Raw genomic sequence first — 17661 nt, forward strand, 5'->3', positions numbered from 1 at the left:
AACATGAAAGTAACCTTAAACAGAGTAAACGACGCGTTTCATTTTAAACTTAAAAATGAGCGTGGTCATGTAGTTGATGTTGATAGCAGAGCCGAATTTGGCGGAAGCGATTTAGGTGCAAGTCCAATGGAATTGGTATTGATGGGTGTTGCAGGATGCAGCGCTATTGATATGATTTCGATATTAAAGAAACAACGTCAGGAAATAAAAGCATTTAATGCTGAGGTAGAAGGAGAACGCGTAAAAGTTGGAGAAGCAACACCATTTAAAGAAATCAATGTGGTTTTTTATTTAGAAGGAGATATCAATCCGGAAAAAGCAAAAAAAGCAGCACAGCTTTCTTTCGAGAAATATTGTTCAGTAGCCAAAACGGTTGAACCTACAGCTACAATAAACTATAAAGTTGTCCTAAACGACGAAGCATTATAAATTAGAAAATGAGTCAATTAGAAAATGAGATAATTCTTTTGGCTTGATAAGTAATAAATATTTGCATAAATACTTAGTGAATCTCTGAGTTTCTTTTGTGAGTCTTTGTGAAATTATAAAAACAGGCGAATTGGTGCAATTCGTGTTAAAACAAAAAAAATGAACGAACAAGAATTTGGTTTTGAAACCCAAGCCATAAGAACACATCTGGAAAAAACACAATTTCAGGAACATTCAACTCCATTATATTTATCATCAAGTTTTGTATTTGAAGATGCCGAGGATATGAGAGCGTCTTTTACAGAAGAGAAAGTACGTAATATCTATTCACGTTTTAGCAATCCAAACACAACCGAGTTTGTAGATAAGGTTTGTGCTATGGAAGGGGCTGAGTCTGGTTATGCTTTTGCAACCGGAATGGCGGCGATATATTCGACTTTTGCAGCATTGCTGGAGTCAGGCGATCACATTGTTTCTGCGGGAAGTGTTTTTGGGTCTACACACGCGCTGTTTATGACTTATTTTCCTAAATGGAATATCGAAACAACTTATTTTGATATTAACAAACCGGAAACGATAGAGGGATTTATTAAACCTAATACTAAAATTTTATACGCAGAAACGCCAACAAATCCTGGTGTAGATGTAATTGATTTAGAATTATTAGGTCAAATTGCTAAAAAGCACAACTTAATTTTAATCATCGACAATTGTTTTGCTACGCCATATATTCAGCAGCCAATTAAATACGGTGCTGATATAGTGATTCATTCTGCAACAAAATTAATCGACGGACAAGGTCGTGTTTTAGGAGGAGTTGCAGTTGGAAATGCAGAATTAATTCGTAAAATATATTTATTTTCAAGAAATACAGGACCGGCAATGTCGCCATTTAACGCTTGGGTTTTATCGAAAAGTTTAGAGACTTTGGCCGTTCGTGTAGACAAACATTGCGAAAATGCCTTAAAAGTAGCGGAGTTTTTAGAAAATCATCCTAATGTTGAGAGTATTAAATATCCATTCTTAAAATCACATCCAAAATATGAAATCGCCAAAAAACAAATGCTTTTAGGTGGTAACATTATTGCAATTGAAATAAAAGGCGGAATTGAAGCAGGAAGAAAATTTCTGGACAAAATTAAATTATGTTCGCTTTCGGCAAATATTGGAGACGTAAAAACGATCGTAACACATCCTGCATCAACAACACACAGCAAATTATCTGTTGAAGAAAAGTTGGCTGTTGGAATTACTGAAGGTTTAGTGCGTGTTTCTGTAGGTCTGGAAACCGTAAAAGATATTATTGCCGATTTAGATCAGGCTCTTTCTTAAATAATTTTAATGATATACATGTCAGGCTGAGCGAAGTCGAAGCCAGGTTAGTGACTTCGACTTCGCTCAGTCTGACAATCATTGTTCTTTCTGTATGAAACCAAGATTACTCATTTTATCGGATCTATTTGGAGGGAAAGATCCGGAATGGGTAAAAATCTACATGAATTTATTGCAATCTAAATTCGAGATTCAATATTATGATGTGGTTGAACTGGCCAATATTGATTCTGATAATTTTATCGAAAGTGAGATTCATAATCAGTTTCTTAACGGAGGAATTGATAAAGCAGTCCAAAATTTACTTCAATTAGAAACAGAAAAAGTAATTATTTTAGGATTTAGTATTGGAGGTACAATTGCCTGGAATGCATCTTTAAAAGGGTTGAATGTTACACATTTATTTGCTGTTTCATCTACAAGATTACGATACGAAACTGAAATCCCCAATAGTATTATCAAATTGTATTTTGGAGAAAAAGATCCTAATAAACCTAACCCAAAATGGTTTTTGGATTTGAATATAGATAATGAAATTCTCGAAGCTAATAGTCATCAACTCTATTTGATAGAAAATAATATACCTTTAATTTGCAATGATGTTTTAAAATCTTTGCAGCAATAACGATTTTTGATTGTAAATTAAATGCAGTCTAAAATCGTTTTTTATTTAAACCATACTAATTTAGTAGAACTTACTTTTTCATTGTGTTATTTTTCTCATTCAAAAAGCTTATTTTTGTTGCAGAAAAATATTTAGCTGTTGTTTTAGCAAGAAATCTAAAATCAACAATCTAAAATCTAAAATATATATAAGTGCTTTCAAAGAAAACAAAATACGGCATTAAGGCTTTAACTTATTTGGCTAGACGTGAAAATAATGAACCTGTACAAATTGCCGAAATTGCTAAAAGTGAACATATTTCGATTAAATTCTTAGAAAGTATATTATTACTGCTTAGAAATTCTGGTTTCCTGGGAGCAAAAAAAGGTAAAGGCGGAGGTTATTATCTGATAAAAGATCCCAAAGATATCAGTATGGCTAAAGTGTACCGTATTCTAGAAGGTCCAATTGCTTTGCTGCCTTGTGCAAGTCATAATTTTTATGAAAGATGCGATGATTGCGATGACGAAACTACTTGTGCAGCAAGACGTTTAATGATGGAAGTTCGTGATAATACTTTAAAAATATTAGAAAGTAATTCTTTGGCAGATATTGCGTTTTAAAGAAAATTTTATACCATATTACTCAGGTAAGGCAATATAATTTTGCTTTATGTAAGTAGTTTTATAAGCTTATATTAAATGAACTTATACAGCTTATATGGTGGAGAAATTAAAAAATCAATTTATATCCGGCTAAGAAGAGCATTACTGCGATGGCGTTTCTTAAAAATAAATCAGGCACTTTTCCGCTTAACATACTTCCCATAAAAATTCCCGGAAGCGACCCTAATAATAGTTGCCCTAACAAGGCTAAATCTAAATTTCCCATTGAGGCATGACCAATTCCGGCAACAAGAGTTAGCGGAACGGCGTGAGCAATTTCGGTTCCTACCAAACGTGGCGTTGGTAAAAGCGGATATAGAAAAAACAAGGTAACTGTTCCTAAAGCTCCGGCACCAATAGATGTTAAGGTTACGGTTGCGCCCAATAATACCCCAATCCCGATAGTCAGCATGTTTTGAGTATGACTTTCGCTGTGAAATTTATCCCCCGCATGTTTTTGAGAATATACTAATAGTTTCTTTTTGAATAAAATGGCAATTGATGTAAAAAGCAATGCCCAGCCTAAACTGTATTTTATAACTGCATTTATTGTCGAAATATCTGTTTTAATGCTGTTTAATATCCACAGCGTTAGTAAAGCTGCAGGAACACTTCCTAAAGTAAGCCAGCCCGTAATTTTCCAATTGATGTTGCCTTTTTTGTGGTGTACAAATACGCCTCCCATTTTGGTAAAAGCAGCGTATAATAAATCGGTTCCAACGGCTGTGGTTGGTGGAATACCAAAATACAATAAAATAGGAGTCATTAAAGAACCGCCTCCAACACCTGTCAACCCCACTACAAAACCTACTGCCAAACCTGCAATTACAAGACCTATTTGAAAATCCATGAATAAAAATTTGCTGTAAAAATAAGAACAATTTTATAATAATCCGATGGATTTGGTAGACTTTAAAATGCTATATTTGCAAATGAATATCTTTTACGTTTTATATCATTGAAATACAAGTCGATACGATTTTTAACTTAGAAAGCTAATTTGTTATATTTTTTAAAGTTCCCGCTTGCTTAACCAAAAGAGGATTAGAGTTGTAAAAAAATTAAATAATGTTTTGATATTTAGAAATAAGTACTAATTTTGCATAGTAATCTATTAAGCCGATAGGGTAATAGATTTACTAGCTTAAAACAAGCCAGTAATATGGAGGAAGAATTAAAAATTAATAGTTATGATGTTAGATCTGATGCATCAATAAAAGAAAAGTTGTGGGTTGTAATTCCCGTGGTTCTGTTAGTAGGTTTGTTATCTACGTTGATATACAAGCATCATGCTGAATTTTCGATAGAGGGATTAGTTTCCGGATTTGACACAGACTTTTTAATATTTTTTGCTATTGGAGCTTTTGCTCAGTTGGTAGACGGGACATTAGGAATGGGTTATGGAGCAACGTCCACTTCATTTTTATTGGCTTACGGAGTTCCGCCGGTAATTAGCAGCACAGGAGTTCACGTTGCAGAAATGTTTACAACAGGCGCATCGGCGATTTCACATCATAAATTCGGAAATATTAATAAAAAGCTGGTAAAACATCTATTAATTCCGGGAGTTTTAGGTTCGATTACAGGGGCTTATTTATTGTCTGACGTTATTAGCGGAGATGTTATAAAGCCATTTATTGCGGTTTACATGATTGTCTTAGCTATTATTATAATTAGAAAAGCATTAGCCAAAACCATTGTTAAAAAGAAAACAAAAAAGCTAGGATATTTAGCGACTTTTGGAGGTTTTATGGATGCTGTTGGCGGTGGCGGATGGGGGCCAATTGTAACGTCTACATTATTAGGACGTGGCAGGAACCCCAGATATACAATAGGTTCTGTAAATGCAGCAGAATTTGCTATTTCATTTGCAAGCGGAATAACATTTATGCTTTTTGGAGGAATCCATGGTTGGCAGGTTATTATAGGATTAATTTTAGGAGGAGTAATCGCGGCACCGGTTGGGGCTTATTTGGTTAATAAAATCAAAAGAAAACCAATGATGGTTGCGGTTGGAATTTTAATTATATTATTGAGTTTAAAAACATTATCTAAATTATTGTAATAGGTTTTTTAGAAAGGGAAAGAAAGAGATTATGAGTGCGACGATTATACAATCATTATTAGATAAAACAAAAGATTTTTCGCTGGATGAAACACTTGTTTATTTAGCAAATGAATATCCGGGAAAAGTAATTTTCTCGACTTCTTTTGGTCAGGAAGATCAGGTAATTACAGATTTTATTGCAAAAAGCAATACTGATATTACCATTTTTACCTTAGATACCGGAAGATTATTTCAGGAGACTTATGATGTTTTTCACAAGACATTAAAAAAATACAAAAAACAAATAGAAGTTTATTTTCCGGAAGCGGCATCAGTAGAAAATCTATTGCAACAAAAAGGACCAAACAGCTTTTATGATTCGGTTGAAAATAGAAAAGAATGCTGTTTTATCCGTAAAGTAGTTCCGTTAAGAAAAGCTTTATCCGGAAACTCAGTTTGGATTACGGGTTTAAGAGCTGAACAATCTGAGAATAGAAACGATTTACAATTGTTTGAATACGATGGAGGTTTCGAAATCATCAAATTCAACCCTTTATTAAAATGGACTTTAGAAGAAGTTGAAACGTATTTATCAGAAAACAATGTTCCTCAAAATGCTTTACACAAGCAAGGCTTCGTAAGCATAGGATGTGCGCCCTGCACAAGAGCAATTTTCCCTGGCGAAGATATAAGAGCCGGAAGATGGTGGTGGGAATCAAGCCATAAAGAGTGTGGTTTGCATAGTGCTAAGAAAGAGTAAAGAGAATAGAGTAAAGAGAATAGAGTAAAGAGAATAGAGTAAAGAGAATAGAGTAAAGAATAAAGAGCAAAGAGTCAAGAATATAGATTTAAAGTTCCGGAGGAACGATTTATATTGTAGCGCCGGATTTTAATCCGGGGGGAATGAAGATTCGTATTGTAGCGTGGTTCTGAGGCTTTGGGATTATTAATCCGATGGCATTGTCAGATTGCGATTATTTAGAATAAAGCAACGGATTAAAATTCGTTGAAAAAGACAAAAACAAAAAACACAGAATAACGATAGTTTATAGGTTTTAGATTAAACTCACAACGATCTGAAACTAAACAAACTGTCAAGCATTAAACAAAATATCAAATGAGTTCAAGTTCAGTATTAAAAACAAACGCTTTAGAGAGTGAAGCGATATACATTTTCAGAGAAGTAATTTCACAATTTGACAAGCCTGTTTTACTTTTTTCTGGAGGAAAAGATTCTATAACATTAGTGCGTTTGGCACAAAAGGCATTTTTTCCGGCAAAGATTCCGTTTCCTCTTTTGCATGTTGATACGGGACACAATTTCCCTGAAACTATTGCTTTTAGAGACAAATTGGTAGAAGAATTAGGTTTAGAATTAATCGTTCGTAATGTTCAGGATGCTATTGATGAAGGAAAAGTGGTTGAAGAAACTGGGAAATATTCTAGTAGAAACAGCTTGCAGACCACAACACTTTTAGATGCTATCGAAGAATTTAAGTTTGATGCTTGTATTGGTGGTGCGCGTCGTGATGAAGAAAAAGCAAGAGCTAAGGAACGTATTTTTTCAGTTCGTGATGATTTTGGTCAATGGGATGAAAAAAATCAACGTCCGGAGTTATTTGATATTTTGAACGGAAAAATAGAAAATGGTCAAAACGTTCGTGTTTTTCCAATTTCAAACTGGACAGAATTAGATGTTTGGAGTTATATCGAAAAAGAACATATTGAAATTCCGTCAATCTATTTTTCACATAAAAGAAAAGTTTTTTTGAGAGACGGTTTAATCTGGTCGCATTCTCCTTATGTGTACCAGGAAGAAGACGAACAAATCGAAGAAAGAATTGTTCGTTTCAGAACCGTTGGAGATATGAGTTGTACCGCTGCTGTTGAATCTTATGCTGCAACAATTCAGGAAGTTGTTGGAGAAATCAGAGAATCAACTATTTCTGAAAGAGGCGCCAGAATCGACGATAAACGTTCTGAAGCTGCAATGGAAAAGAGAAAACAACAAGGATACTTTTAATTCAATTAAAAATTTAGAATTAAAAATTAAAAATCTCTACAGTAAATTCAAAAACAAAAAAACATACAGGTTTAAATTTTAGACAAAGTTTTTCAAAACTTGAAACTTGAAACAAAATTAAACTTGAAACAAAATATAGAAATGGAAGTTTTAAAAATAGCAACAGCAGGAAGTGTAGATGACGGAAAAAGTACTTTGATCGGGAGATTATTGTACGATACAAAATCGTTGACTACAGATAAGATTGAAGCAATCGAAAAAAGCAGTAAACAAAAAGGATACGATTATCTTGATTTTTCATTGGCAACTGACGGATTGGTGGCAGAAAGAGAACAAGGAATCACGATTGATGTTGCTCATATTTATTTTTCGACGGCAAAGAAAAGTTACATTATTGCCGATACTCCGGGTCACGTAGAATATACCAGAAATATGGTTACAGGAGCTTCGACTTCTCAGGTTTCTATTATTTTAATTGATGCCAGAAAAGGTGTAATTGAGCAAACGTACCGTCACTTTTTTATCAATAATTTATTGAGAGTAAAAGAGGTAATTGTAGCGATCAATAAAATGGATTTAGTAGATTATTCTGAAGAAGTATACAATAAAATCAAAGCTGATTTTCAGGCATTAAATGCTAAAAGTACTTTCAAAGAACAAAACGTAAGTTACATTCCGTTAAGTGCTATCAATGGCGGAAACGTAGTTGATCAATCAGAGAATATGCCTTGGTACACTGGTCAAACTGTTTTGCAACATTTAGAAGGATTAGATTCTTCGGATGTTTTTGAAGCAGGGAAAGCACGTTTCCCGGTTCAGACTGTCATTCGTCCAAAGACAGAAGAATATCATGACTTTAGAGGTTACGCAGGAAAATTATACGGAAACTCCATTAAAGTGGGAGATGCCGTTACAGTTCTTCCTTCTTTAACAGAATCAAAAGTATCAAAAATTCACTTTTTCGATAAAACATTCGATGAAGCCGTTGCAGGTTCTTCTATCACAATCGAATTAGAAAATGACATCAATGTTACAAGAGGCGATATGATTGTAAAATCATCAGAACTTCCAAAAATTGAAAAAGAAATCACAACAACAGTTTGCTGGATGGACAGCAAAAAGCTGGTTGCAGGTACAAAATATATTGTACAACACAACACAAACTCAGTTTTGGCAAAAGTAGAGAGTATCAAAAATACTATCTCAACAGATTATTCAGGTACAAAAGAAGCATCGCAATTGGCGATCAACGAAATTGGAGAAGTAAGTATCAAATTAAGTAAACCTTTATATTTTGATGCCTATAACGACAATAAATCAAACGGAGCTTTTATCTTAATTGATACTGCAACCAATACCACAGCAGGAGTAGGATTTATTCGATAAATGCATTAGGCTTTAAGCAATAAGCCTTAAGCAAAAAAGAAAATTAAAAGACAGCTTAAAGCCTAAAGCTTAAAGCCTAAAGCCAGAAATAAAATGGAAAGTTTTAGAACAGAAATAGAAAATCCGATAGTTCAGAAAGAGATTATCGATTTAGAAAAAAAGATTCATTTATTCCGTGGAGGAAAAATTGATGATGAGCGTTTTCGTAGTCTTCGTTTAGCACGTGGAATTTACGGACAACGTCAGGAAGGCGTTCAAATGATTCGTATTAAATTGCCTTATGGTAAAGTAACCAGCGAGCAATTAGTACGTATTACTAAAGTTTCTGATGAATATTCTACCGGACGTTTGCATATTACAACACGTCAGGATATTCAGATTCACTATGTAAGTTTAGACAGAACTCCTGAGCTTTGGGCAAATTTAGCAAAAGATGATGTTACCTTGCGTGAAGCTTGTGGTAACACCGTAAGAAATATAACAGGAAGTGAATTGGCAGGTGTAGATGTAAACGAACCATTTGATGTTTCGCCTTATGCTCACGCTTTATTTCAATATTTATTAAGAAACCCTATTTGTCAGGAAATGGGACGTAAATTTAAAATTTCGTTCTCATCATCTGATGAAGATACCGCTTTGAGTTATTTACATGATTTAGGATTTATCCCGAAAATTGTTGATGGCGTTCGTGGATTCAAAATCATGTTTGGTGGAGGTTTAGGATCTCAGCCTGCGCATGCTGAATTATTTTCAGAATTTGTTCCGGCAAACGAAATCATCCCGACAGCAGAAGGAATCATCCGTATTTTTGACCGTTACGGTGAACGTGCAAAAAGAATGAAAGCACGTATGAAATTCTTAATCAAAGAAATGGGAAGAGATGTTTTCCTTGATTTAGTTGAAAAAGAGAAAAAAGCAATCGCTTTTGAAACATACGAAATTGACACAACCGCTTTTGACGGACCAATTGCAGAGCCATTATTGCAAGCTCCAGAAGTTACAATTGAAGATGCTGCAGCTTATGAAGCCTGGAAAAAATCGAATGTAATTGCTCAAAAACAAGCAGGTTATTACGCTATTGGAATTAAAGTTTTATTGGGAGATTTTTATACTGATAAAGCAAGATTATTAGCCGATTTAATTAAAAACTACGCAGCAAACGAACTACGTTTTTCATTGCGTCAAAATATTGTAATACGTCACGTAAAAGAAGAAAATCTTCCTTTCTTTTATCAGGAATTAGCCAAATTAAACTTTGTTGATTTAGGTTATAATTCTACAGCAGATATTACGGCATGTCCCGGTACAGATACTTGTAATTTGGGGATTGCAAGTAGTACCGGTATTGCAGAAGAATTAGAAAAAGTTTTAAATGCCGAATATCCACAATATTTAAACAATCAGGAAATCGAGATTAAAATTTCGGGTTGTATGAATGCTTGCGGGCAACACAATATGTCTGCAATTGGTTTTCAGGGAATGTCTATCAATTCAGGAAAATTAGTAGCTCCGGCATTGCAGGTTTTGTTAGGAGGAGGAAGATTAGGCAACGGAGCAGGACGTTTTGCTGACAAAGTTATCAAAATCCCAAGCCGTAGAGGACCAGATGCATTACGTACAATTTTAAATGATTTTGACGCGAATGCCAACGGAGAAAAATTCCTTAATTATTATGATCTAAAAGGAGAGAAATATTTCTATGAAATTTTGAAACCTTTTGCAGATGTAACCAATTTAACCGAAGCTGATTTTATAGATTGGGGTAATGCTGATAACTACGTAAAAGCAGTTGGAGTTGGAGAATGTGCCGGAGTTGTGATCGATTTAGTAGCTACTTTATTATTAGAAGCCAAAGACAAATTGACATTCGCACAAGAATCTTTCGACGAAGGAAAATGGTCAGATGCAATTTATCATGCTTATGCAGGATTTGTAAATGGTGCCAAAGCTTTATTGCTTTCAGAAAACGAAAAAACAAATAATCACGCCGGAATTGTAGATTTATTTGATACTGTTTTCATTGCAACTGATAAAATTCAATTACCAACAACATTTAGAGAATTGGTATATCAAATCAATCAAAATGAACCTACAGAAGCATTTGCGAAAGCATACATTCAACAAGGAATTTCATTTTTTGATACCATAGAAAAATACAGAGCTCAAGAATTAGCAAATGCATAATACCATAAAACCCAAAGTAACTTTAGTTGGTGCAGGTCCCGGAGATCCGGATTTGCTTACGCTGAAAGCCGTAAAAGCCCTTGCTGAAGCGAAGGTGGTTTTGTACGATGCCTTGGCCAATGACGAAATATTAGCGCACGCTCCTAAAAATGCCATCAAAATTTTTGTTGGAAAAAAAATAGGAAATCACGCCTACACGCAAGACCAAATCAATCAGTTAATTGTTGATAATGCTTTAACGTACGGAAATGTAGTGCGTTTAAAAGGTGGAGATCCGTTTATTTTTGGGCGCGGAAGCGAAGAAATAGAATTTGCAGAAAGCTTCGGAATCGAAACAATTGTAATTCCTGGTATATCATCTGTAGTAGCAGTTCCGGCAAGTCAGGGAATTTCGATTACTAAAAGAGGAGTTTCAGAAAGCTTTTGGGCAATTACCGGAACAACTTCTGATCGAAAGTTATCTTCAGATGTAGCTTTAGCGGCGCAATCTTCTGCAACGGTTGTTATTTTGATGGGAATGCACAAATTGCCTCAAATTATCGATTTGTTTCAAAAAGAAGCTAAAGGAGATTTGCCCGTTGCGATCATTCAAAACGGAACAACTTGTGATGAAAAAGTAGGAGTTGGAACAGTAGATTCGATTTTAGAAATTGTAAAACAAAGACAACTGAGTTCACCGGCAATTATTGTTCTTGGAAATGTTGTTCGCGAAAGCAATAAATTAAAAGGATTCTACGAAGAATTTCTATCAAAAGAGACAATTCGTTAGCGTTATATTCGGTCAGGAATAGCTAATCAATAGAAATAATCCATGAATGTTCCGTTAGGAACAATTCATGGGTAGAAAAAAAATGTTATCAATAAAAACGTTCCGTTAGGAACATGTGATTGGTAAATCATCTAATTTTGATTGGATGAAATTAAATTAAAATGGAACAAAACGAATTATATCCAATATTTCTAAAGCTTCACAATCTAAATGTTCTGATTGTGGGTGGAGGAAATGTGGGACTAGAAAAGCTCTCTTTTTTACTAAAGTCGAGCCCTAATGCAAATGTTGAGGTTGTGGCATCGGATTTTCATTTAGAAATTAAAGTATTAGCCGAAAGTCATCCTTCAATTAAATTGACAGAATCGAAGTTCAAAAAGAAAATGCTCAAAAAGCGTCATATGGTAATCGCTTGTACCGATGATTTAAAAGTCAACAAAAAGGTATACGATTTGTCCCGAAAGCGTTATTTGATTTGCAATATTGCCGATACACCAGATTTATGTGATTATTATCTGGGCGGAATCGTAACGAAAGGAAACGTAAAAATTGCCATTTCGACCAACGGAAAATCGCCAACAACAGCCAAAAGACTGAGAGAGTTTTTCGAAGAAGTGATTCCGGAAGACATCAATAAAATGGTAGAAAACCTGAACGAATACAGAAGAACCTTAAAAGGTGATTTTGAAGAAAAGGTTAAAAGGATGAACGAGATTACTGCTTCATTAAAAAACAAAGAATAACAAGAGTTCCGTAGGAACGGTACATATTGTAGCGTCGGGTTTTAACCCGATGATTCCGGAAGACATCAATAAAATGGTAGAAAACCTAAATGAATACAGAAGAACCCTAAAAGGTGATTTTGAAGAAAAGGTTAAAAGGATGAACGAGATTACCGCTTCATTAAAAAACAAAGAGTAATAAAAGAGTTCCGGAGGAACGTTTCATATTGTAGCGTCGGGTTTCAACCCGATGGAGGAGGAACGATCCATATTGTAGCTTCGGGATTAAACCGATGGAGGAGGAACGATTCATATTATAGCTTCGGGATTAACCCGATGAAAAAAAATTCACAAAGAAATCAATGATAAAAATCATTTGTCATTAGAATATATTATTCGTTTCTTTGTATTATTAAGAATGATTATAAACAACAACATAATGATTAAAACAGATATACTTATAATTGGAGCAGGACCAACAGGTTTATTTGCCGTTTTCGAGGCAGGATTATTAAAATTAAAATGTCATATTTTAGATGCTTTACCACAAGCAGGAGGACAACTTTCAGAATTGTACCCTAAAAAACCTATCTATGATATTCCTGGTTTTCCTGAAGTTTTAGCAGGAGATTTAATTGATAACCTACAAGAGCAAATTAAACAATTTGAGCCAGGTTACACATTAGGAGAAAGAGCCGAAACCATCGAAAAGCAAGAAGACGGAAGTTTTATCGTAACATCAAATAAAGGAACTAAATTTCACGCACCTGTTATTGCTATCGCTGGAGGTTTAGGAAGTTTTGAGCCTCGTAAACCACTTATCGAAGATATCGAGTTTTATGAAGATAAAGGAGTAAAATACTTCATCAAAAATCCGGAGAAATTCAGAGACAAAAGAGTTGTAATTGCCGGAGGAGGAGATTCAGCTTTAGACTGGAGTATCTTCTTAGCCAATGTAGCTTCAGAAGTAACTTTGATTCACCGTAGAAACGAATTTAGAGGAGCTCTAGATTCTGTAGAAAAAGTACAGGAACTTAAAACAGCAGGAAAAATTAAATTAATTACACCTGCAGAAGTTATCGGAATTAATGGTGCTGAGCACGTTGAATCGTTAGATATCGAAGAAAACGGAGCACACCGCAAAATCGAAACAGATTTCTTTATTCCTCTTTTCGGATTGACTCCAAAATTAGGACCAATCGCAGACTGGGGATTAGATATCGAGAAAAATGCTATTAAAGTAAACAACGCATTAGATTACCAAACTAACATTCCTGGAATCTTTGCCATTGGAGACGTTAACACTTATCCAGGAAAATTAAAGTTAATCCTTTGTGGTTTCCACGAAGCAACTTTAATGTGTCAGGCAGCGTACCAAATTATCAATCCAGGTAAAAAATACGTATTGAAATATACAACAGTTTCTGGAGTTGACGGTTTCGACGGAACTCGTAAAGAAGCGCCAAAAGCAGTTGTTAAGGCGATTGTATAAGAGTCTAAGTTGCTAAGGGAATAAGATTCTAAGATTTTATATAGAAGCTCAAACTTTTAAAGTTTGGGCTTTTTTATTACTAAATAAACTTCATAACGCAAAAATAAGAACTGTTATTTTATCTTTATTGAGTAAAAAAGAGGTTTTAAATATTTTTGAATGAAAAATAAGAGCATTGTTTTATTGATTTCTTTCAGTTTTTTACTTGGATGCAAGGAGCAAAAAGAGGAGACTATTTCTGAAAAGCCTGTTGAGACTTTGGTAAATGGATGTTTACCTCGTCTTACGGATGATCCAAAACTTGAAAAAGAGGAAATAATTATTTATGCAGACAACGACGAAGATTCATTAATTATTTCTAAGAATGAAATGAATAAAATTGAAGCACTTTTTCCAGTATTTAAAGCAGATTTCCCTTCAAATCCAAATGAGTCTTATGCGGGAAATTCATGGAAGAAATACATAAATCAAGATGGAAAAGAAGATAGTTTTACATTTGGAAGCGAAGCTGGTCAAGATTATTTTTGTTTAGTTTATACGTATTACCTTAAACAAAAAAATGGAAACGAAAAATTTAAAAAAGAAAGAGAAACATTAATTGAGTTATATAGAGCGGTTAATGGACTTTATCAAGGTTTAAATTATGGAGGTACATATTTTGGACATCAACATAAAAGATTAAATGCTGATGCTGAATACTCCATCTATCAATTAGTAATTGGCAAGGAATATTATGAGAAAAAATATGATTTTAAAAAACAGAAAAAATTATATATCCAATCTTTAATACAATATGTTGCGGACGAAGAAAGTCAGAATTCTTATAACGAAGAAGATCGAATAGAGGGTAATGGGAAAAACACTAGAAGAGCAAAAGAGCTTCAAAAGAGAATAGATATTTTGCAAAAATTAATTACAAATTATTTCTACCTAAATCAAGTTCAAAATTTTGAAATAACATATTACAAATAAAGCGTTTATGAAAGATTGGTTTGAAAATTTATCGAAAGATGAAAAAGAAGAAATTTAAAAGAGACTTAGACAAGCAGAACCTTTCTCGTTTACAGTCTTTTATGAAATATTAATTTTAAAACTTAGTATCTTAGCAACTCAGAATTTCAGAACCTTAAAAAAATGGCTTTCGACGAAGATAACGCACAAAGAATCCGAACGTTTCTACAATATAAAGAAGCAGGCTTTTTCGAAAAGAAAATGTTTGGCGGACTTGTTTTTATGGTAGACAATAAAATGTGCTGCGGAACCCAACTTGACAAACAAACGGGAGAAAATCTTTTACTTTGCAGAATTGATGATAATGCCTATGCAGATGCAATAGAAAGAGACGATATAATACCAATGTCAAGCTCTGAAAGACCAATGAAAAACTATATTTTCGTTACCGAAAATGGCTGGCAAAGAAATAAGGATTTAGAGTTTTGGTTACAGCTTTGTTTAGATTTTAATCCTTTAGCGAAAGCGAGTAAGAAAAAATAACAACCAGAATCCCTGCAACTTAGAAACTTAAAAAAACATTTGCAAGTAGCAAGGCTATTTCATACCTTTGCCCTGTTCTTAAAATTATTGAAAGTTATCACGAAAGGCGGAGGGATAGACCCGATGAAACCTTAGCAACCCTTTATCTTAAAGAAGGTGCTAAATTCTACTTAATACAAATTCATAGTATTTAAGATAGATAACACAAATACATAAAGTATTTCCCAAAACTCTTCCTGACAACCATACAATATTATTTTACTGAATTCAGTATTATGAGCGAATCATTGACGCATTTTTTGCTGTCATCGTTCCCGCTTTCGCCTATATCTCTCCGTTGCACTACGAGGATACCGGCTTAATCGGGGCTAGTTAGCTTACAATAGTGATTTTTTGGAATTAATGTGAATCAAAACACGTATTCTAACAGGTTTTCATCCCGAGGCTTCGGGACTGTTAGGTATGTTTTAATAATAGAATAAAAAACTTAGCATCTTAGTACCTCAGTACCTTAGCAGCTAAAAGCTAAAAGACATGGCAATAACAATTCAGGAAGCAATAAAAAAAAATATCCTAATCCTTGACGGAGCAATGGGAACAATGTTGCAGCGCTATAATTTCTCCGAAGAAGATTTTCGTGGAGAGCGTTTCAAGGATTTTCCGCATCCCTTAAAAGGAAACAACGATTTACTATCCATAACACAACCACAAGCAATTCGCGATGTTCACGCTGCTTATTACGAAGCCGGCGCAGACATCGTAGAAACCAATACTTTTTCAGGAACTACGATCGGTATGGCCGACTATTTCCTGGAAGATTTGGTTTACGAATTAAACTACGAATCGGCTAAAATTGCACGAGAAGTAGCCGATGAATTCACCGCTAAAAACCCAGACAAACCACGTTTTGTAGCTGGTTCAATCGGACCAACAAACCGTACGGCAAGTATGTCACCAGACGTAAATGATCCGGGTTATAGAGCCGTAACATTTGATGATTTGCGTATTGCCTACAAACAACAAGTAGAAGCTTTAATGGATGGTGGCTGCGATTTACTTTTGGTGGAAACCATTTTCGATACCTTAAATGCAAAAGCTGCACTTTTTGCAATCGAAGAAGTAAAAGACGAACGTAATCTTGATATTCCAATTATGGTTTCGGGAACGATTACCGACGCATCAGGAAGAACACTTTCTGGACAGACGGTTGAAGCGTTTTTGATTTCGGTATCACATATTCCGTTATTGAGTGTTGGTTTCAATTGCGCTCTTGGAGCCGATTTATTGAAGCCATACTTGAAAACATTATCTCAGCATACACAATTCAACGTTTCGGCACACCCAAATGCAGGATTGCCAAACGCATTCGGGCAATATGATGAAACGCCGGAACAAACTCAGGCTTTAATTAAGGAATATTTAGACGATAATTTAATCAACATAATTGGTGGTTGTTGCGGAACTACTCCGGATCACATCAGATTAATTGCTGAAGTAGCGAAGGATTATAAGCCACGTGTGGCGCCAGTAATTGCATAAACATTTCCGTTTCCTGCAAGGTTTTTAAAACCTTGTAGGTATGATTTTAAGAAAAAATAAAGTTCAATTTGAGAGATCACAAAATTTTATAAGATAAAGAAAGTATGGAGAATAAGAGAGTTCATTATATTTTAATACCAATTTTATTATTATTTGCTATATATTCTTATAAAAAGTTGAATAAAAATGAAGAAATTCAAGAAAAATCAGCAGTTGAAACATTAGAGCCAAAGGATGTAAAAACTGAAATAAAAATAAAACTTGAAACTTCAGATTCCATAGTTCAAATAGGAAATTGTTATTCATATGAAGAAGATGGCAATTATTATGGTGTTGTTTTGATTAAATATGAAGATGATGATTTATATACAGTTGCGTTATTAGATAAACCGGAGAATCAGGAATTGAAAAAGAATAATTTTCTTGATGGATCATTAATATGCACTAGTAATCACATGCTTCCTCTTGGAACTTACGGCCTGTCAACAGGTTTTTTTATGAAAGAAGATTTAAATGTATTTCAAAAAAACTTTAAATATGTGTGTCATTTAGATTTAGATGATTCTAAAATAGAAATTAATGGAGGAGGTAGTTTAATTTTTAATCAAACCGTTTCAATAAAAGACTTACGTGTGAATAGACTTTTAAAAGAAATGAAGCGATACACAGAACCAACGAGTAAATATTTGAATTAGGAATTTTAATTGAAAAAGATATTCTTTTTTTAAAATATAAATTTAAGTTCCGGAGGAACGAAATGTTGGTAGCGACGGAATTTATTCCGTTGAAAATGATGAACGATTCAAAACAAAGTTCCGTAGGAACGAAATGTTTATAGCAACGTAGGAACGACATATAATACGTTCAAAGATTTTAAAAAAGACAATTAAAATAGTGAAAAAATAAATCGTCTTTTGAAACGGATACCGCGTGAGGGATAGAAGAGGATAGCCCACAGCCTGACGCAGGAAGTGC

17 protein-coding genes, 1 pseudogene and 1 riboswitch are annotated in these 17661 nt (G+C 34.3%); of the genes and pseudogenes, 17 read left to right on the forward strand and 1 reads right to left on the reverse strand.

The genetic code is table 11. From position 1 onward, the window contains the following. Positions 1 to 3 precede the first annotated feature (3 nt). From LNP81_RS08255 to LNP81_RS08270, 4 genes are all read left to right on the forward strand, one after another. Positions 4 to 429, forward strand: a complete 426-nt coding sequence (locus tag LNP81_RS08255) for an OsmC family protein (protein WP_230034931.1) — start codon at positions 4 to 6, stop codon at positions 427 to 429. Between the two features lie 159 nt (positions 430 to 588). Beyond that, positions 589 to 1761 carry a trans-sulfuration enzyme family protein gene (locus LNP81_RS08260; protein WP_230034933.1) on the forward strand — a complete coding sequence of 391 codons (1173 nt, stop codon included), beginning with the start codon at positions 589 to 591 and terminating at the stop codon, positions 1759 to 1761. 94 nt (positions 1762 to 1855) lie between these two features. Then, entirely contained in the window at positions 1856 to 2386 is a 531-nt protein-coding gene (locus LNP81_RS08265; protein ID WP_230034934.1) for an alpha/beta hydrolase, read from the forward strand. A gap of 191 nt (positions 2387 to 2577) precedes the next feature. Further along, positions 2578 to 2988, forward strand: coding sequence for an RrF2 family transcriptional regulator (locus LNP81_RS08270; RefSeq protein ID WP_055097114.1), 411 nt, complete (start codon positions 2578 to 2580; stop codon positions 2986 to 2988). A gap of 109 nt (positions 2989 to 3097) precedes the next feature. On the opposite strand, the gene LNP81_RS08275 is transcribed toward LNP81_RS08270, so the two are convergent. Next, the gene (locus LNP81_RS08275; protein WP_230034935.1) at positions 3098 to 3880 is read right to left on the reverse strand and encodes a sulfite exporter TauE/SafE family protein; all 783 of its coding nucleotides are present in this window, start codon (positions 3878 to 3880) and stop codon (positions 3098 to 3100) included. 312 nt (positions 3881 to 4192) lie between these two features. Between LNP81_RS08275 and LNP81_RS08280 the strand changes: the two genes are divergently transcribed. From LNP81_RS08280 to LNP81_RS08340, 13 genes and pseudogenes are all read left to right on the forward strand, one after another. Continuing rightward, positions 4193 to 5095 (forward strand): sulfite exporter TauE/SafE family protein, encoded by a 903-nt coding sequence (locus tag LNP81_RS08280; protein WP_230034936.1) that lies wholly within the window; start codon positions 4193 to 4195, stop codon positions 5093 to 5095. 31 nt (positions 5096 to 5126) lie between these two features. Continuing rightward, entirely contained in the window at positions 5127 to 5837 is a 711-nt protein-coding gene (locus tag LNP81_RS08285) for a phosphoadenylyl-sulfate reductase (RefSeq protein ID WP_230034937.1), read from the forward strand. A 357-nt stretch (positions 5838 to 6194) separates the two neighbouring features. Further along, on the forward strand, positions 6195 to 7100 hold the full coding sequence (gene cysD / locus LNP81_RS08290; protein ID WP_173970907.1) for a sulfate adenylyltransferase subunit CysD: 906 nt from the start codon (positions 6195 to 6197) through the stop codon (positions 7098 to 7100). Positions 7101 to 7241: 141 nt separating this feature from the next. Beyond that, a complete protein-coding gene (locus tag LNP81_RS08295; RefSeq protein WP_230040885.1) occupies positions 7242 to 8486 on the forward strand; it encodes a sulfate adenylyltransferase subunit 1 in 1245 nt (414 codons plus the stop codon). A gap of 93 nt (positions 8487 to 8579) precedes the next feature. Then, the gene (locus LNP81_RS08300) at positions 8580 to 10670 is read left to right on the forward strand and encodes a HEPN domain-containing protein (protein WP_230034938.1); all 2091 of its coding nucleotides are present in this window, start codon (positions 8580 to 8582) and stop codon (positions 10668 to 10670) included. Then, positions 10663 to 11439 (forward strand): uroporphyrinogen-III C-methyltransferase, encoded by a 777-nt coding sequence (gene cobA / locus LNP81_RS08305; protein WP_230034939.1) that lies wholly within the window; start codon positions 10663 to 10665, stop codon positions 11437 to 11439. The genes LNP81_RS08300 and cobA overlap by 8 nt, the downstream gene beginning before the upstream one ends. A gap of 161 nt (positions 11440 to 11600) precedes the next feature. Further along, positions 11601 to 12182: a precorrin-2 dehydrogenase/sirohydrochlorin ferrochelatase family protein gene (locus LNP81_RS08310; protein WP_230034941.1), complete on the forward strand. Its 582-nt coding sequence runs from the start codon at positions 11601 to 11603 to the stop codon at positions 12180 to 12182. A gap of 46 nt (positions 12183 to 12228) precedes the next feature. Further along, a pseudogene (locus LNP81_RS08315) lies at positions 12229 to 12360 on the forward strand (bifunctional precorrin-2 dehydrogenase/sirohydrochlorin ferrochelatase); the annotation flags it as partial. Positions 12361 to 12600: 240 nt separating this feature from the next. Then, positions 12601 to 13653, forward strand: a complete 1053-nt coding sequence (locus LNP81_RS08320) for an NAD(P)/FAD-dependent oxidoreductase (RefSeq protein WP_121327117.1) — start codon at positions 12601 to 12603, stop codon at positions 13651 to 13653. Between the two features lie 159 nt (positions 13654 to 13812). Next, complete coding sequence (locus LNP81_RS08325) at positions 13813 to 14625, forward strand: hypothetical protein (protein WP_230034942.1); 813 nt, start codon at positions 13813 to 13815, stop codon at positions 14623 to 14625. Positions 14626 to 14787: 162 nt separating this feature from the next. Further along, entirely contained in the window at positions 14788 to 15147 is a 360-nt protein-coding gene (locus tag LNP81_RS08330; protein ID WP_230034943.1) for a TfoX/Sxy family protein, read from the forward strand. Positions 15148 to 15238: 91 nt separating this feature from the next. Next, a riboswitch (SAM riboswitch) is annotated at positions 15239 to 15353 on the forward strand. 328 nt (positions 15354 to 15681) lie between these two features. Further along, positions 15682 to 16686 (forward strand): homocysteine S-methyltransferase family protein, encoded by a 1005-nt coding sequence (locus LNP81_RS08335; protein ID WP_230034948.1) that lies wholly within the window; start codon positions 15682 to 15684, stop codon positions 16684 to 16686. Between the two features lie 104 nt (positions 16687 to 16790). Further along, a complete protein-coding gene (locus LNP81_RS08340) occupies positions 16791 to 17381 on the forward strand; it encodes a hypothetical protein (protein ID WP_230034950.1) in 591 nt (196 codons plus the stop codon). The last annotated feature ends 280 nt before the right edge of the window (positions 17382 to 17661 follow it).

The sequence above is a fragment of the Flavobacterium piscisymbiosum genome, assembly GCF_020905295.1.
Lineage (GTDB): Bacteria > Bacteroidota > Bacteroidia > Flavobacteriales > Flavobacteriaceae > Flavobacterium > Flavobacterium piscisymbiosum.

Excerpts from the sequence above, each read along its gene's own strand:
- LNP81_RS08255 (WP_230034931.1), top strand. The coding sequence starts at position 4 with ATGAAAGTAACCTTAAACAGAGTAAACGACGCGTTTCATTTTAAACTT.
- LNP81_RS08260 (WP_230034933.1), top strand. The coding sequence starts at position 589 with ATGAACGAACAAGAATTTGGTTTTGAAACCCAAGCCATAAGAACACAT.
- LNP81_RS08265 (WP_230034934.1), top strand. The coding sequence starts at position 1,856 with ATGAAACCAAGATTACTCATTTTATCGGATCTATTTGGAGGGAAAGAT.
- LNP81_RS08275 (WP_230034935.1), bottom strand. The coding sequence starts at position 3,880 with ATGGATTTTCAAATAGGTCTTGTAATTGCAGGTTTGGCAGTAGGTTTT.
- LNP81_RS08280 (WP_230034936.1), top strand. The coding sequence starts at position 4,193 with ATGGAGGAAGAATTAAAAATTAATAGTTATGATGTTAGATCTGATGCA.
- LNP81_RS08285 (WP_230034937.1), top strand. The coding sequence starts at position 5,127 with ATGAGTGCGACGATTATACAATCATTATTAGATAAAACAAAAGATTTT.
- cysD (WP_173970907.1), top strand. The coding sequence starts at position 6,195 with ATGAGTTCAAGTTCAGTATTAAAAACAAACGCTTTAGAGAGTGAAGCG.
- LNP81_RS08295 (WP_230040885.1), top strand. The coding sequence starts at position 7,242 with ATGGAAGTTTTAAAAATAGCAACAGCAGGAAGTGTAGATGACGGAAAA.
- LNP81_RS08300 (WP_230034938.1), top strand. The coding sequence starts at position 8,580 with ATGGAAAGTTTTAGAACAGAAATAGAAAATCCGATAGTTCAGAAAGAG.
- cobA (WP_230034939.1), top strand. The coding sequence starts at position 10,663 with ATGCATAATACCATAAAACCCAAAGTAACTTTAGTTGGTGCAGGTCCC.
- LNP81_RS08310 (WP_230034941.1), top strand. The coding sequence starts at position 11,601 with ATGGAACAAAACGAATTATATCCAATATTTCTAAAGCTTCACAATCTA.
- LNP81_RS08320 (WP_121327117.1), top strand. The coding sequence starts at position 12,601 with ATGATTAAAACAGATATACTTATAATTGGAGCAGGACCAACAGGTTTA.
- LNP81_RS08325 (WP_230034942.1), top strand. The coding sequence starts at position 13,813 with ATGAAAAATAAGAGCATTGTTTTATTGATTTCTTTCAGTTTTTTACTT.
- LNP81_RS08330 (WP_230034943.1), top strand. The coding sequence starts at position 14,788 with ATGGCTTTCGACGAAGATAACGCACAAAGAATCCGAACGTTTCTACAA.
- LNP81_RS08335 (WP_230034948.1), top strand. The coding sequence starts at position 15,682 with ATGGCAATAACAATTCAGGAAGCAATAAAAAAAAATATCCTAATCCTT.
- LNP81_RS08340 (WP_230034950.1), top strand. The coding sequence starts at position 16,791 with ATGGAGAATAAGAGAGTTCATTATATTTTAATACCAATTTTATTATTA.